General features: G+C 51.3%; 14 protein-coding genes and 2 other annotated features (1 of these 16 only partly in view). Of the genes, 1 reads left to right on the top strand and 13 read right to left on the bottom strand.

Annotated elements, in window-relative coordinates; translation table 11 throughout:
- The 11 genes from EDM56_RS08885 to EDM56_RS08835 form a co-directional block, all read right to left on the bottom strand.
- Positions 1-972 carry an ABC transporter ATP-binding protein gene (locus EDM56_RS08885; RefSeq protein WP_183192359.1) on the bottom strand — a complete coding sequence of 324 codons (972 nt, stop codon included), beginning with the start codon at positions 970-972 and terminating at the stop codon, positions 1-3.
- Between the two features lie 13 nt (positions 973-985).
- Positions 986-1861 (bottom strand): ABC transporter permease subunit, encoded by an 876-nt coding sequence (locus EDM56_RS08880; protein ID WP_122917527.1) that lies wholly within the window; start codon positions 1859-1861, stop codon positions 986-988.
- Positions 1862-1873: 12 nt separating this feature from the next.
- Positions 1874-2878, bottom strand: a complete 1005-nt coding sequence (locus tag EDM56_RS08875) for an ABC transporter permease (RefSeq protein WP_122917526.1) — start codon at positions 2876-2878, stop codon at positions 1874-1876.
- A 29-nt stretch (positions 2879-2907) separates the two neighbouring features.
- Positions 2908-4527 (bottom strand): ABC transporter substrate-binding protein, encoded by a 1620-nt coding sequence (locus tag EDM56_RS08870; protein ID WP_122917525.1) that lies wholly within the window; start codon positions 4525-4527, stop codon positions 2908-2910.
- Between the two features lie 67 nt (positions 4528-4594).
- On the bottom strand, positions 4595-5332 hold the full coding sequence (locus EDM56_RS08865) for a M15 family metallopeptidase (RefSeq protein WP_246009315.1): 738 nt from the start codon (positions 5330-5332) through the stop codon (positions 4595-4597).
- A 131-nt stretch (positions 5333-5463) separates the two neighbouring features.
- Positions 5464-5682: a DUF2905 domain-containing protein gene (locus EDM56_RS08860; protein ID WP_122917524.1), complete on the bottom strand. Its 219-nt coding sequence runs from the start codon at positions 5680-5682 to the stop codon at positions 5464-5466.
- Positions 5679-6677, bottom strand: coding sequence for a Holliday junction branch migration DNA helicase RuvB (ruvB, locus tag EDM56_RS08855; protein WP_122917523.1), 999 nt, complete (start codon positions 6675-6677; stop codon positions 5679-5681). The genes EDM56_RS08860 and ruvB overlap by 4 nt, the downstream gene beginning before the upstream one ends.
- Before the next feature lie 6 nt (positions 6678-6683).
- A complete protein-coding gene (gene ruvA, locus EDM56_RS08850) occupies positions 6684-7301 on the bottom strand; it encodes a Holliday junction branch migration protein RuvA (protein WP_122917522.1) in 618 nt (205 codons plus the stop codon).
- Complete coding sequence (ruvC, locus tag EDM56_RS08845) at positions 7298-7798, bottom strand: crossover junction endodeoxyribonuclease RuvC (RefSeq protein ID WP_122917521.1); 501 nt, start codon at positions 7796-7798, stop codon at positions 7298-7300. Before ruvC ends, ruvA begins: the two co-directional genes overlap by 4 nt.
- A 148-nt stretch (positions 7799-7946) precedes the next feature.
- Complete coding sequence (locus EDM56_RS08840; protein ID WP_122917520.1) at positions 7947-8144, bottom strand: hypothetical protein; 198 nt, start codon at positions 8142-8144, stop codon at positions 7947-7949.
- A 66-nt stretch (positions 8145-8210) separates the two neighbouring features.
- Positions 8211-8804, bottom strand: coding sequence for a BofC C-terminal domain-containing protein (locus EDM56_RS08835; protein WP_246009314.1), 594 nt, complete (start codon positions 8802-8804; stop codon positions 8211-8213).
- Positions 8805-9000: 196 nt separating this feature from the next.
- Between EDM56_RS08835 and EDM56_RS08830 the strand changes: the two genes are divergently transcribed.
- Positions 9001-10971: a bifunctional 2',3'-cyclic-nucleotide 2'-phosphodiesterase/3'-nucleotidase gene (locus EDM56_RS08830; protein WP_122917519.1), complete on the top strand. Its 1971-nt coding sequence runs from the start codon at positions 9001-9003 to the stop codon at positions 10969-10971.
- 99 nt (positions 10972-11070) lie between these two features.
- Here the strand turns inward: EDM56_RS08830 and EDM56_RS08825 are convergent, their stop codons facing one another.
- Positions 11071-12090 carry a phosphotransferase gene (locus EDM56_RS08825; protein ID WP_122917666.1) on the bottom strand — a complete coding sequence of 340 codons (1020 nt, stop codon included), beginning with the start codon at positions 12088-12090 and terminating at the stop codon, positions 11071-11073.
- Between the two features lie 15 nt (positions 12091-12105).
- Positions 12106-13266 (bottom strand): SafA/ExsA family spore coat assembly protein, encoded by a 1161-nt coding sequence (safA, locus tag EDM56_RS32055; RefSeq protein WP_281274944.1) that lies wholly within the window; start codon positions 13264-13266, stop codon positions 12106-12108.
- Positions 13267-13414: 148 nt separating this feature from the next.
- Positions 13415-13692: a binding site (T-box leader), on the top strand.
- Between the two features lie 61 nt (positions 13693-13753).
- Positions 13754-13756, top strand: a binding site (T-box leader); it runs 268 nt beyond the window's last position.

The raw sequence follows: 13756 nt of genomic DNA, 5'->3' as shown, positions 1-13756 counted from the left end.
TCACCTCAACCAACAAGCAGCTAGATGACCGTGATTCGCCCCTGCTGTCTCGTTCCAAGATTTCAATTCCGGCCGCTCGCGGCGGCAGCGATCATCGGCATGCTCGCAGCGCGACGCGAATATGCAGCCTTGTGGCCGGTTGCGCAGATTGGGGATTTCGCCCGCAATGGATTGCAGCGGCTGGTCCGGATCAGTCAGGTCGGGAAGCGCCCCGATCAAGGAGCGGGTATACGGATGCTGCGGATCAGAAAGCACGGCCTTGGTCTCACCGGTTTCCACAACCTCCCCCGCATACATGACCGCCACCCGATGGCAAACTTCTGCTACGACGCCCAAATCGTGCGTAATGAACATAATCGCTGTTCCACGGGTATTGGACAGCTCTTTCATCAGCTTGAGAATTTCGTGCTGGATCGTGACATCCAGCGCTGTCGTCGGTTCGTCGCAGATTAATAAATCAGGCGGGGCTGCCATTGCGAGCGCAATTACCACACGTTGGCGCATCCCGCCGCTAAGTTCGAACGGGTATTTTCGTGCCACCAGCTGCGGTTCGCGAATATGCACCTCTTCTAAACTTTTCACGGCTTGTGCATACGCCTCTTTTTTGGACAGATTGCGGTGACGGCGAATGACCTCTGCCAGCTGGTCTCCGATTTTCATCGTTGGGTGAAGCGCGGTCATCGGCTCCTGAAACACCATCCCGATCTGCTTGCCCCGCAGCGCATGCAATTCTTTGGGCGAAAGCTTGAGAACATTTTGACCATTGTAGATGATTTCGCCCTCAGTAATTTTCGCATTGCGTTCAAGAAGTCCGAGAACGGTAAGCGCGGTAACGGATTTGCCCGAGCCGGACTCCCCCACGATCCCTACGATCTCCCCGCGATCGATGGAAAGCGAGACTTGATGCAGCGCCTTGATCTGGTCTTGCATCGAGGTAAAGGAAACGGATAAATTCTGGATCGACAGCAGCATGTGGCTCCTCCTTTCAACGGTTGTTTTTCGGATCGAGAATGTCGCGGATCCCATCGCCGATCAAATTGAACCCACAGGAGGCGAGGAACAACGCGAGCCCCGGAAACGTAGGGTACCACCAGTAATCGAGCAAGTATTTCCAGCCGATGCTGATCATGGCCCCCCATTCGGGTGTCGGCGGCTGTGCGCCCAGACCGAGGAACCCAAGCGTGGCGACCACCAAAATCGCATCGCCGATATCTAGCGTAACCTGTATCACGACAGGAGAGATTGCATTGGGAATGATGTGCTTGAAAATGATCCGCCATGAAGAGAGGCCGAAGGTAATGGCCGCCTGCACGTACAGCTTTTCACGCAACACCAGCGTTTCGGCACGTGCCAGCCGCACATAAACCGGAATTTTCACAATGGCGATCGCGATCATCGCATTTTGCAGATTAGGCCCGAGCGTCGCTGCGACCGCCATTGCGAGCACAAGGGACGGAAAGGCGAGAATCATATCCATCGCCCGCATGATTGCCAGATCGACGCGCCCGCCGAAATAACCGGAGATCGCCCCGATCAGTGTGCCGAAAAAACCGGCCCCGAGAACGACAGCTACCCCGACGCCAAGCGACAGGCGGGCACCGTACAAAATCCGGGTAAAAATGTCGCGTCCTACCTCATCGGTCCCAAACCAGTGCTTGGCACTTGGGGCACCAAACCGTTCGATGATATTGATTTTCGTCGGGTCATAGGAGGTGATCAGCGGCGCAAAAACGGATGCGAGCAAAATCAGCACGATGACTGCAAGCCCTGCGAGCGTTAACGGATTTTTCTTCAGTTTGAACCAAAATGGATTGACAGCCTTGCGTTTTTGCGGAACTTGCACAACGACTTCTGTAGACACCTGTCTCTCCCCCTACTGTTTGATTTGCGGATTGAGCATGTAGTATGCGAGATCGACGAGCAGGTTGATCAATACGTAGCCAAATGCGATGACAAACGTGAAGCCCATAATCGACGGAAAATCGAGGAACGCAATCGATTCCACCACATATTTGCCCATCCCCGGCCAACCAAAGATCGTCTCCGTCACAACGGCGCCGCCGAGCAGGGAGCCGAAGGACAGGCCGACGACCGTAATCGTCGGGATCAAGGCTGTGCGCAGCGCGTAGCGGTAAAGCAGCGTGGCGCCGCCAATCCCGTTTGCCAATGCCGTGCGGATGTACTCCTGGCCCAACACCTCAAGCATGCTTGCGCGCACCTGGCGCGAGACGACTGCAAGCTGAGCGAAGGACAATGTGAGTGCAGGCAGGATCAAGTGCCATATGCTGTTTTTCAGCGCGGCGATATTACCCGTCAACAGACTGTCCAACACGTACAGCCCTGTGATCTTGGTTGGAGGCGCCACTGCAAAATCAAGTCTTCCGCTCGATGGCAGCCAGTTAAAAAATTTATAAAAAATCAGAATGCCAACCAGCCCGCTCCAAAATACCGGCGTCGATACGCCAGCAATGGAAAAGAACCGGCCTGAATGGTCATACCCCGTGTCTTTTTTTACCGCCGATAATATCCCGATCGGCACGCCGACCAAAATCGCAAGGACGAATGCGGTTAACGCAAGCTCAAGCGTGGCAGGAAAAAATGCGATCAAATCGTCGATTACCGGTTTTTGCGTGCGGATCGAGGTTCCAAAGTCGCCTGTAAAAAGCCCGCTCATGTATGTGAAATATTGGACCCAGATCGGTTGATCCAGGCCCAATTGTCGACGAACTTCCTGCAGGGTTTCCTCACTAGCACGCTGTCCGACCATCATCCGCGCTGGGTCGCCGGGAATGACATGCGACATGAAAAACGTGATCAATGTCACTCCCACCAACACGAATGCGAGCAGTCCTAGTCGTTTCGCGATCAATTGCTTCATGATGACACCCCTTGCATTCGATTACCCGGTTACTTGGAGAGGTCTGGCAGATTGTACATGTTTTCCAGCATCGGGTTGTAGACGAATCCTTTCAATTTCTTGCTGATCGGCACGATATAATCTTTTTGATAGAGATAGATGTAAGGCGCATCGTCGATGACGATTTTTTGCGCTTCCTGATACAGTTTGGTCCGCTCGTCTTTGTTGTTCGTGGTCGCAGCCTGGCGAACCAGCTGGTCTACTTTGTCGTTTTTGTAGAAGGCGCGGTTGCCGGCGAGGCCAAAGTTGTTGGAGTCGAACCAGTAGTTCATAAACATGAACGGATCTGCAAAGTCAGGGCTCCAAACACCCAAGCACAAGTCGAATTCACCTTTGTCAATCATTTCACGTGCTGTTGCATACGCAATCTTCTTCAAATTCACTTTGACGCCGACATCAGCCAAGAATGCTTGGATGGTCAACGCTTCGGTTTCCCACCACGCCTTGTTGTCCGAATAGAGCAGATCGAGCGTCAAATTGCTCGTTCCCGCTTCTGCAAGCAGTGCTTTTGCTTTTTCCACATCATGCTTGTATTGCATAGCATTGTCGTCATGCCCCCACATGCCTTGCGGGATTGGGCCGCGCATCTGCGTCGCAAAGCCTTCCTGAACCGAGTTTGTCAAGGCATCGTAGTCGATCGCGTAGCTCAAAGCTTGGCGCACCTTCGGATTTTTCAGGGCCGGATTGCCCTTTGAAGTGTTCAGGTACACGATATCGACGAAAAGGCTCGGCTTTTGAATCAAATCGATCTCAGGTGACTCTTTGACCGACTTAAGCTGCTCAACCGGAATGCCTTCCGCAATGTCGACCTCACCCTGTTCAAGCTGCAAGCGTTGTGCTGTCGCATCCGGAATGATTTTGAAGTAAACGGTTTTCAGTGCAGGCTGTGCTTTTGCTTTTGGATTGGCAGTTAACTTGAAATATTCGCCCTTTTTCCATTCTGACAGCTCATAGGCACCGCTTCCCATTGTATTGCTCGCAAGGAATGCTTGTCCCAAATCGCCGTTCTGTTCTTTTTCCTTCACCTTCGGATTGACGATGCTGCCGTAGTTAGCTGCGAGCGTCGAGAGGAAAGGAGGGAAGTTTTTGGATAGGACGAATGTGACGGATGTCGGCGAATCGACTTTCACTTCCTTGATCACGCTGAACACGTCATACGGCCCTTTTTTGATGTTCAAGATCCGGTCAAAAGAAAATTTGACTGCATCCGCGGTGACTGGCGTTCCGTCTGCAAATGTGTTCCCATCTTGCAACGTAAAGGTCCAGTTCAGCCCATCATCGCTAACCTTCCATTCTTTTGCCAAGCCGGGTTTCACCTCAGATGTGGCTCCATCGTACTCGACAAGGCGCTGATACGTGTAATACGTGATTGCCCATGCGCTGTTGTCCATAGTGACCGCGGGATCAAGCGTGCCTTGGTCAGAGCTGATCGCCACAACCAGCGTATCGGATGATACGGCATTTGCGGAAGGCTGCGCCGGCTGGGACGATTGCTCCGCTGGTTTCGATTGGTCTTGGGTAGGCGCTGGTGTTGAACTGCTACAGCCGGCCAGCCCGAATGAAGCAGCCACTGCCAGACTGAGCAGTGAAGGTAGCCATTTCCTTTTCACGTAAAACTCCCCCTGTATTTTCAATATATTGACGATAAATTAAATATATTGAATACTTTCCTAAAATTCAATCTATTTTTTGTTCCTGCAACGTCAAAATTCCTTTATAGATCGGCTGGACGTCTTTTTGCGCCGCCCATCGCGGATTCCCGTAATCGAAATGCCACCACTCCTCCTGATAATTCGTGAAGCCGGCCTCTCGCATGACATGGAACAGCAAGCGCCGATTCTCCCTGACCGCAGCCTCGGCTGGCGTCGGGTTCTCCAACGATTCAAAATAGCGTGTTCTCGCCTTTGGGCAAAATTCATCAAACTCCGTCCCCATGTCGAGCCACCCATCCGGCCCGGCGATTGTCAAGTCGACCGCTCCGCCTGTCAAATGAGGCGCAGGCTGATCCGGATTAACGGAGGGCAGCGCCACAAACTTGGTCACCTCCTGCTTCAATGCTTCGCCATCTGTCCAACCTTGGCTGATCAACGTGTCGCGGTATCGGTCGTACAGCTCTTGCTGCAGCTCATACGGTCGCCATCCATCCCAAATGATCAGTGAATACCCTTTCGGCAAGTGCTCGGCCGCATCAACAAGGCGTTTTGCGACACCTTCTCGCACATAACAATCGGTCAATGCCGCCTTAAAGCCAAGCTTTTGGTAATATGGATACGACTGTATCCGCAAAGACAGCCCGGTGACGGAACGGATCGGCTCCCCACACTCTTCAATGGCCACACAAGTTTTCGAATCGCGTATGCTTTGCTGACCGAGACGTTCTGGTATCGGTATCCCTTTCACAATCGTCAACTCCAACCATTAATTTTCCTTTATTCTAAATAATTTTTATTTTTTAGTAAACTGCAAAATTTTTTAATTAAATGAATTCCCATTTTGAAATGCAAGCACAAAAAAACCAGCCGCAGTAACGGCCGGTTTCGATGCATTTATTTAAACAGCTTGAACAGATAGCTTGCCAAAGAGAGCAACACGCTGATGACAATACACGTGACCACCGGAAAGTAAAAGTGCATGTTTTCCTTTTCCACGACAATATCGCCGGGCAATCGGCCCAACGGTAAAAAACGACCGCCGATCTGCCACAGCAACCCGATGACAACAAGCACAATTCCACCGATAATCAGCAATTTGGCAACAGGATTCAATTGCTCATCTCCTTCCCAAAATGCTGGTAAGCGCTGATCGTAGCGGTACGACCGCGCGGCGTACGCTGGATAAAGCCGATTTGCATGAGGTACGGCTCATACACATCCTCGATTGTCTGCGACTCTTCCCCAATCGTGGCAGCAAGCGTATCCAGCCCGACCGGGCCACCCGCGAATTTTTCGATGATGGCCAACAGCAGTTTGTGATCGACATGATCGAGACCGCAGGCATCAACCTGAAGACGCAGGAGCGCTTCATCCGCGATGTCGTTAGTGATTATGCCATCTCCTCGCACTTGCGCGAAATCGCGGACGCGCTTCAGCAGACGGTTTGCCACACGCGGAGTCCCCCTCGAACGTTTGGCGATCTCTACTGCCCCGCCCTCGGAAATACCGATTTGCAAAATATCCGCAGCACGGGTAACGATGAAGGCCAGCTCATTGACCGTGTAAAATTCCAACCGATTCACCACGCCGAAGCGGTCGCGCAGCGGTGCCGACAAAAGGCCTGCACGCGTCGTCGCGCCTACCAATGTGAACGGCGGCAAATCGAGCCGCACGCTTCTGGCACTTGGCCCTTTCCCGATGATGATATCGAGGCAAAAATCCTCCATCGCAGGATACAGCACCTCTTCAACGCTTCGCTGCAGCCGGTGAATCTCGTCGATGAATAGCACATCGCCTTCCTGCAGGTTGGTCAAGATTGCCGCTAAATCGCCCGGACGCTCGATCGCTGGCCCCGAGGTTGTGCGAATGTTGACGCCGAGCTCATTGGCGATGATTTGGGACAACGTTGTTTTCCCCAATCCAGGAGGTCCGTATAAGAGCACATGGTCCAATGCCTCTTTGCGCAGCTTAGCCGCTTCGATAAAAATTTTCAGGTTCTCCTTTGCCTGCTGCTGTCCGATGTATTCGGAAAGATAGCGCGGGCGCAGGCTGAACTCCGACGTATCTTCCTCCCAATTCAGATGGGTGGTAATGATTCGTTCATCCAAGCTCTGTTACCCCCTCATCAACTGGGCGAGACCCAGCTTAATCAGCCGCTCCACATCGGCGCCCGCCTCCGCTTGGGCCGCAAGCTCGCTTTTGATCTTGAGAATCTCCATATCCGTATAACCGAGGGCCGTCAACGCTTCCAGCGCTTCCGTCAGGATAGAATGAGCATTATGCGCAGCGGCGGCAGCAACGCCATCTACCGGCAGCACCATCGACGGCGTATAGCCGGCCAGCTTGTCTTTCAGATCGAGGATCATACGCTGCGCGGTCTTTTTCCCGATGCCGGGGAATTTGGTCAAATACGCCACATTTTCCTGTTGAACCGCACGCACGATCTCCTCAGGTGTGGCGGCGCCCATGATCGTCAAGGCACCTTTCGGCCCGATTCCGGTTACCTCCAGTAGCTTGCGGTACAAATCGCGCTCGTCCCGGGTAGCGAATCCGTACAGATGCATAGCATCCTCGCGCACGTGATGATGGGTGAAAAACCGCAGCTTCATCCCTTGGTTTTGAATAAAGGCATACGGGTTTGGCGAAAACAGCCGATAGCCGATTCCGCCCGTCTCAACGACGACGAATTCAGATTCCAAATAAACGAGGGTACCTTCCACGAAATCGATCATTTTTTCGCACCTTCCGATAATCGAACATAATTGCTAAATTGGGCATGCGTGATCGCAATGCCGATCGCATCTGCGACGTCATCCGGTTTCGGTGTTTCCTTCAGTTTTAGAAGGATGCGCACCATCTCCTGGATTTGCTTTTTTTGCGCCCCGCCATAACCTGTTACGGCCTGCTTTACTTGCATCGGGGTATATTCGTAAACCGGGAGCCCTGCCAGCTCGGCGGCCAGTAGAATGACACCGCGCGCTTGGCCGACCGTGATCCCGTTTGTCACATTTTTGGTAAAAAACAACTTCTCCACAGAAACCTCGTCTGGCTGATAGGTGGACAGCAAGTTCTGCATCGCTTCGAAAATTTGCTTTAAGCGAAGCGGTACCGGAAGTCCCGCCTCTGTCTGGATACTGCCGTACTGTACCGGCCGCAGCTGACTCCCTTGTTTCTCGATGATCCCGAAACCGACAATCGCAATCCCGGGGTCAATTCCCAAAATTCGCATGGAACACTCTCCGTTACGTCTCTCTCATTTCTTCTTAACTGTACCATATTCAGTTAGAAAAGCGAACATGCATTTGGATGCGACTTTTTCTTCCCAAAAGAAAAAAAGCCCGACTCGAAACCGAGCCAGGCTTTTGATACGGCGCCAATTAGTGTTTGTTCAATCCGAGCTCATCCGCATTGTCGTGCTGCATATGAGCGAATTGGTCCACCTGTGACTGCATGTGCTCTTGGATCACGTTCATCCGACGATAATCGAGTTTTCCGTGAGCCGCACCTTCATTCAACCGAACATACAAACGCTGATGGAATTGGTCTTTGTAAGAGCCACGAGGCATTGTCGACATGCAAAGACTCCTCCTTTTGATCGCCGTATCACGCTTATTATGCTTGAAATGCAGCGTGCTTATCCTTCAGTGACCACCCGAAACCGTACCGTCCGCCTGAAAATGGACAAACGTCGACAGCACGCTGTTGTACTCAGCCAAGTCGCGGATGCGAATGCCTTTTTTCAGCGCTTCCACCTCTTCCTTGGGAAGGCCTGCTTCCATTCGAGACGTATTAATCGGATAGTACGTTTGGATCACCTGCTTCTCCTTGGGCATGCCGTTGAAAAGCGTCAGGATGTCGTCCTCATTGATCCCGAAGTAGCCATTTTCCTTACACAAAGGCGAGATGTCATTTTCACGTTTCAAGAGCATCAGCTTGCCGTTCTGGTACCCGATGATTTCCCAACCGGCATAATCCCCGAGCATTTTGTCAATGGAGTCGTTTAGCACCGGTTTTCGTTCCTCATCGCGCGAACCGCACAAATACGTGTGGGCCAGTACAAGCTCCGTCACCTTCGCTTTGACAGGCGCAGGTTTCTGTCCGGTCAGCAGCTGCGGAAGGGACGGCAGAGAGAACATCGTCTCCTTTGTGTTCGTCATTACATATGTGGTGACACCCGCTGTCAACATCACCAAAGCGACCGACCATACAAATAAATACGAATAGCGCTGTTTCATCGAAAGGAACCCCTCTAAGGTCTTTTTTTCATAGGATGCCCCGAAACTACCAAAAACATACAAAGCGACAAAAGTCCTAATCCTCTCAAAAAAATCTACAAAAACTTTCAGGAAACTACCACATTTTCTACCAAATTTTTCTGACCTGTGATAGGATTAATTTGCTGTTAAAAATTTTTTTGGGGGTATCACAAGCATGAAGAAACAACGTATTGCCTTGACCAGCGTGTTGGGCGCATCCATGCTGGTAAGCGCTGCCGTTCCAGCATTTGCGGCTAGTACGAACGCCTCACCGGTTGTGAAGCTTCGTCTGTTGGAAACGACAGATATTCACGAAAATTTGGTCAACTATGACTACTACAAAGACAACGCAACCGATGAATTCGGTTTGGCGAAAACCGCCACTTTGATCAACAACGCTCGTAAAGAAGTTAAAAACAGCTTGCTGTTCGATAACGGAGACCTTCTTCAAGGTAACCCGCTGGGCGATTACGTTGCAAAAGTGGATCCATTGAAAGCTGGCCAAATTCATCCAGCTTACAAAGCTATGAACCTCTTGCAATATGATGCGGGCAACGTAGGGAACCACGAGTTCAACTATGGCCTCGACTTCCTGCAAAACAGCCTGAAAGGTGCAAAATTCCCTTACGTCAATGCGAACGTATATGTTGATGACAAGGACAAAAACCCGAACAACGACAAAAACTACTTCACTCCGTATCAAATCATCGAGAAAACGGTAACAGATGAAAACGGTAAAACACATAAACTGAAAGTCGGCGTCATCGGCTTCGTTCCACCGCAAATCATGCAGTGGGATAAAACCAACCTCGACGGCAAAGTGATCACAAAAGACATCATCGAGTCTGCGAAAAAATTCATCCCTGAGATGAAAGCAAAAGGCGCTGACCTGATCGTCGCTCTCCCTCACTCCGGTATCGGTCCGGTAGAAAGCCAAAGCGGCATGGAAGAAAACGCAACCTACCTGCTCAGCAAAGTGCCTGGCATCGACGCAATCATGTACGGCCACACACACATCGTGTTCCCTGGCCCTGGCTATAACGTTCCTGGCATCGACGCAACAAAAGGCACCATCAATGGCGTGGCAGCTGTTCAACCAGGCTTCTGGGGCGACCACTTGGGTGTAATCGATCTGACGCTGACAAAAGAAAACGGCAAATGGAAAGTAACCGATTCCCAATCCGTTGCTCGTCCAATCTATGACAAGGCAACGAAAAAAGCTTTGGTCGATGCAGATCAAAAAATCGTCGACGCTGTAAAAACCGAGCATGAGGCGACAGTAAAATGGGTTCGTTCTGCAGTTGGCAACACCACGTCCCCAATCTACAGCTTCTTTGCTTTGGTTCAAGATGACCCATCTATCCAAATCGTAACCAACGCACAAAAATGGTTCGTTGAGAAAAACGTAAAAGGTACCGAGCTGGAAGGCTTGCCAATCCTGTCTGCTGGCGCTCCGTTCAAAGCAGGCGGCCGCAACGGCGCTAGCTACTACACCAACATCCCAGCTGGCACAATCGCTTTGAAAAACGTTTCTGACCTGTATGTATATCCAAATACATTGAAAGCTGTGAAAGTCAGCGGCGCAACCGTGAAAGAATGGCTGGAAATGTCCGCAGGTCAATTCAACCAAATCGACCCGAACAAAAAAGAAGAACAAGCCTTGGTAAACAACGACTTCCCAACCTACAACTATGACGTGCTGGATGGCGTGACGTACCAAATCGACGTGACGCAGCCTGCAAAATACGACAAAGACGGTAAAGTCGTAAACGAAAAAGCAAACCGCATCAAAGACCTGTCCTACAACGGCAAACCAGTGACCGCAGACCAAAACTTCCTGGTTGTTACCAACAACTACCGTGCAAGCGGCGGTGGCCACTTCCCAGGTCTCGACGGCAAAAACATCGTCATCGATTCCCAAGACGAAAACCGTCAAGTGATCATCAACTACTTGCTGGAGCAAAAAACGATCAACCCTGCTGCAGATAACAACTGGTCTTTCGCTCCTATCCAAGGTGCTCCAGTTGTGACGTTCGAAACTTCTCCTGACGCAAAAGCGTATGCTGAGAAAATCCCAGCGCTGAAATACGTTTCCACGCTTGAGAGCGGATTTGCTAAATATCAAATCAACCTGTCCAAAAAATAAGCTTCACTTCACGCAAACGAGGGTGTCGCCTTTTTGACGACGCCCTCGCTTTAAAAAGCTGGTGATCTCTTCCGATCATCAGCTTTTTTTGTTTTTTGATTATCCAACGTACGTATACGGGCCAATCCGCTGGAATATTCGCTGTTCAGATTGGAGAAATGCGCGTCTGGCATGCCTGAGCTTCCGTTCCATCTGCAACAGCTCGGTAACCCCACGTGCCGAATACCCGGGCCGTTTGTAGTAGACACCTGTAACCTCACGCAGCACATTATCCGGGTAGCGCAGCATTTGGAAGACCATCCAAATTTGCGTGTCGCTCAGCGGCTTGACTTTGTGGTACGCGTCGATTGCTTCCATGAACGAATCGAAATTGTACTCTTGCAAGAGCAGCATTCGTCCCATCAGCTGAACGAGGTCCACGAGCTGCATATCATTATCGACGGTGTCCAAGTCAATCAAGAAGCAGTTACCTGTAGGGGCGATCAAAAAGTTGTGGCTCGCTACGTCGCGGTGCGCCATCGTCCCTAGCTCGATCGCTCGCTCCATTTCGGAAAATAACGGAATTTTGTACATCTGCTCCATCACCTGGTCAGCGTCCCGCTTCACTTCCTTCACCATCAACTGGATGGTTTGCTCGATGCGGTTTTGCGGTTCCCGCTTTTTCAACTTTGCCACAATCTGATCGAATTGCTGCAAGCGTGTCTCCCACTTGTCCATGATCGACGGCCTGTAACAGGTAAGTCCCTGCGGCGTCGGGAAGCCTTGCGCGGCCAAGTGAAAGCGAGCCAGTGCGGTTGCCGATTTTTTCACGTCGTACAGGGAAGAATTATTCGCTTCCCTGCCCTCTATCGCTTTCATGATCGTGTAAAACTGCCCGTTATAGGGAAAAACGGTTTGTCCCTGGATGTCACTCATATATTGGACGGTTTGATGGAATCCACGTTCTCTGAGCTGGTGGGCAAGCTGTGTGACCCACTCAGCCTTGATACGGTCGCTATATCCTTTTACCACCCACAATCCACGGTTTGTTTTAACAAAATAAACATTTCTGCGCGGTTTCACCCCATGTATGTGACAGCGAAATGCTTGTTCAAGAGAAGGAAACAGTCCTTCGTCCATGGTTGCCATATTGCGTTAATCTGTGCAGTACAGGGAAGAGGATTCTTCAAACCCTTTTTCCCATCTTGGCCAGACTTCATGTCCAGGCATCGGTGGCATCAGCTGCGGTGCCGGATACATTGAGCTGTTCATATACGACCGGTTCGTACTGCTCGAGGGGTGTCCGCCTGTATAACCGCGCATGTAAGGGTTGTCATACGATTCGGGTATGGCACGATGATGATGGTGATGATACAAAACCGTTTCGCTCGTTTCGTCACTGCTTCTCGGCATTCTGCGTACTGATGATTCACAGCTGTCTTCCATTTCCCAAGGGGCTTCTCTTCGTTCAGGCATGAGCGCCGGCGGACAAATCGGTTCCTGCGGAATCGGCAGCTTGTGATAGCGCTGCGCATGACACGGCGGGCAATACGGACGCGGCTGCATTTGCGGTATCGGCAATTGTGGTTGCGGAAACGGCAGGTTCGGCTGTGGAAACGGCAGGTTCGGCTGCGGAAACGGCAGGTTCGGCTGTGGAAACGGCAGTTGCGGCTGCATCGGCATTGGAGGTAGCGGCATGATCGTAACCGGCGGCATCATCGGGCGCGGCTGCATGAACGGACTTATCTGTGGACTTGGCATCTGCGGGTACGGCATAATTGGCTGCTGCTGCTTGATAAATGGCCGTATCTGTGGCATCTGTGGTATCGGTTGCGGTATTACTGGCGGCGCGGGCGTTGGCGCTACCTTTATTTGCGGAGCAGGAGGCGGCACGACTGGAGCTGGTGGTGGAGTTGGAATGGGCGCTGGCGGTGTTGGCACTTGCTGAATTTGTGGTGGTGGTGGTGGCGGTGGTGGTGGTGCCGGCTGCTCGGGAGATTCATATGGTCTTGTTTCCACGCTGGGCGGTACTTCTTCTTCTTTCACAGGTGGCGGGATGATCGGAGCCTCTTTGATCGGAGCCTCTTTGATCGGAGCTTCTTTATGCGGCCTTTCCTTTATTCCCATCCCGCTGTCCGAATGATGGTGCGGCCTTGCAGGTACTCTACCAGAAGGAACTTTGATCTTCATCCCTGGATAAATCAGGTCAGGGTTTTTTAGTTGGCTATTCGCACGGAGCAATTCTTTGAAATCGACGCCGTATCTTCGTGCGATTTTCCACATCGTGTCACCCTTTTGTACGATATGAATTTTCACGAAATGATTCTCCTCCCTCTCTCAAGTCCTTACCATGGTATGCACCCATAGGTGTTTTGCTCACCGTGCGCCCTTATCGATCAGCCCATCTTTGCATGGTTGACAACACCATGCTGTGTCGATATAATGTTCAACAAATCCAGAATGAGGAAACGCAATGAACAGGAGTAGTACGGTAATCACCGGGTTTAGAGAGCTGCGGGTTGGTGCAACGCAGTCGATGGTGTTTCGGAACTCGCCTGCGAGCGGCACGTTGGAGACATGTCTCAAGACATGGCGTACAGGGTGACGGTTGGCCCCCGTAACGAGGCGCAGCAAAGCAAATTGTCCGGACAATTTGCTAATGCTGCATAAGAGGGTTCTCTGCTGCAAAAGACAGGAACCAAGAAGAGTGGTACCGCGATAGCCAAGTCTGTCGTCTCTTTCCAAAAGAGATGGCAGGCTTTTTATTGTTGTAAAAAAAGCCGCACATAACGTTACAAACCGAAGA

Origin of the sequence: Brevibacillus fluminis (assembly GCF_003710825.1) — a bacterium.
GTDB lineage: Bacteria > Bacillota > Bacilli > Brevibacillales > Brevibacillaceae > Brevibacillus_D > Brevibacillus_D fluminis.
The sequence above is the reverse complement of the archived record's forward strand: the minus strand, read 5'-3'. Positions and strand labels throughout refer to the sequence as shown.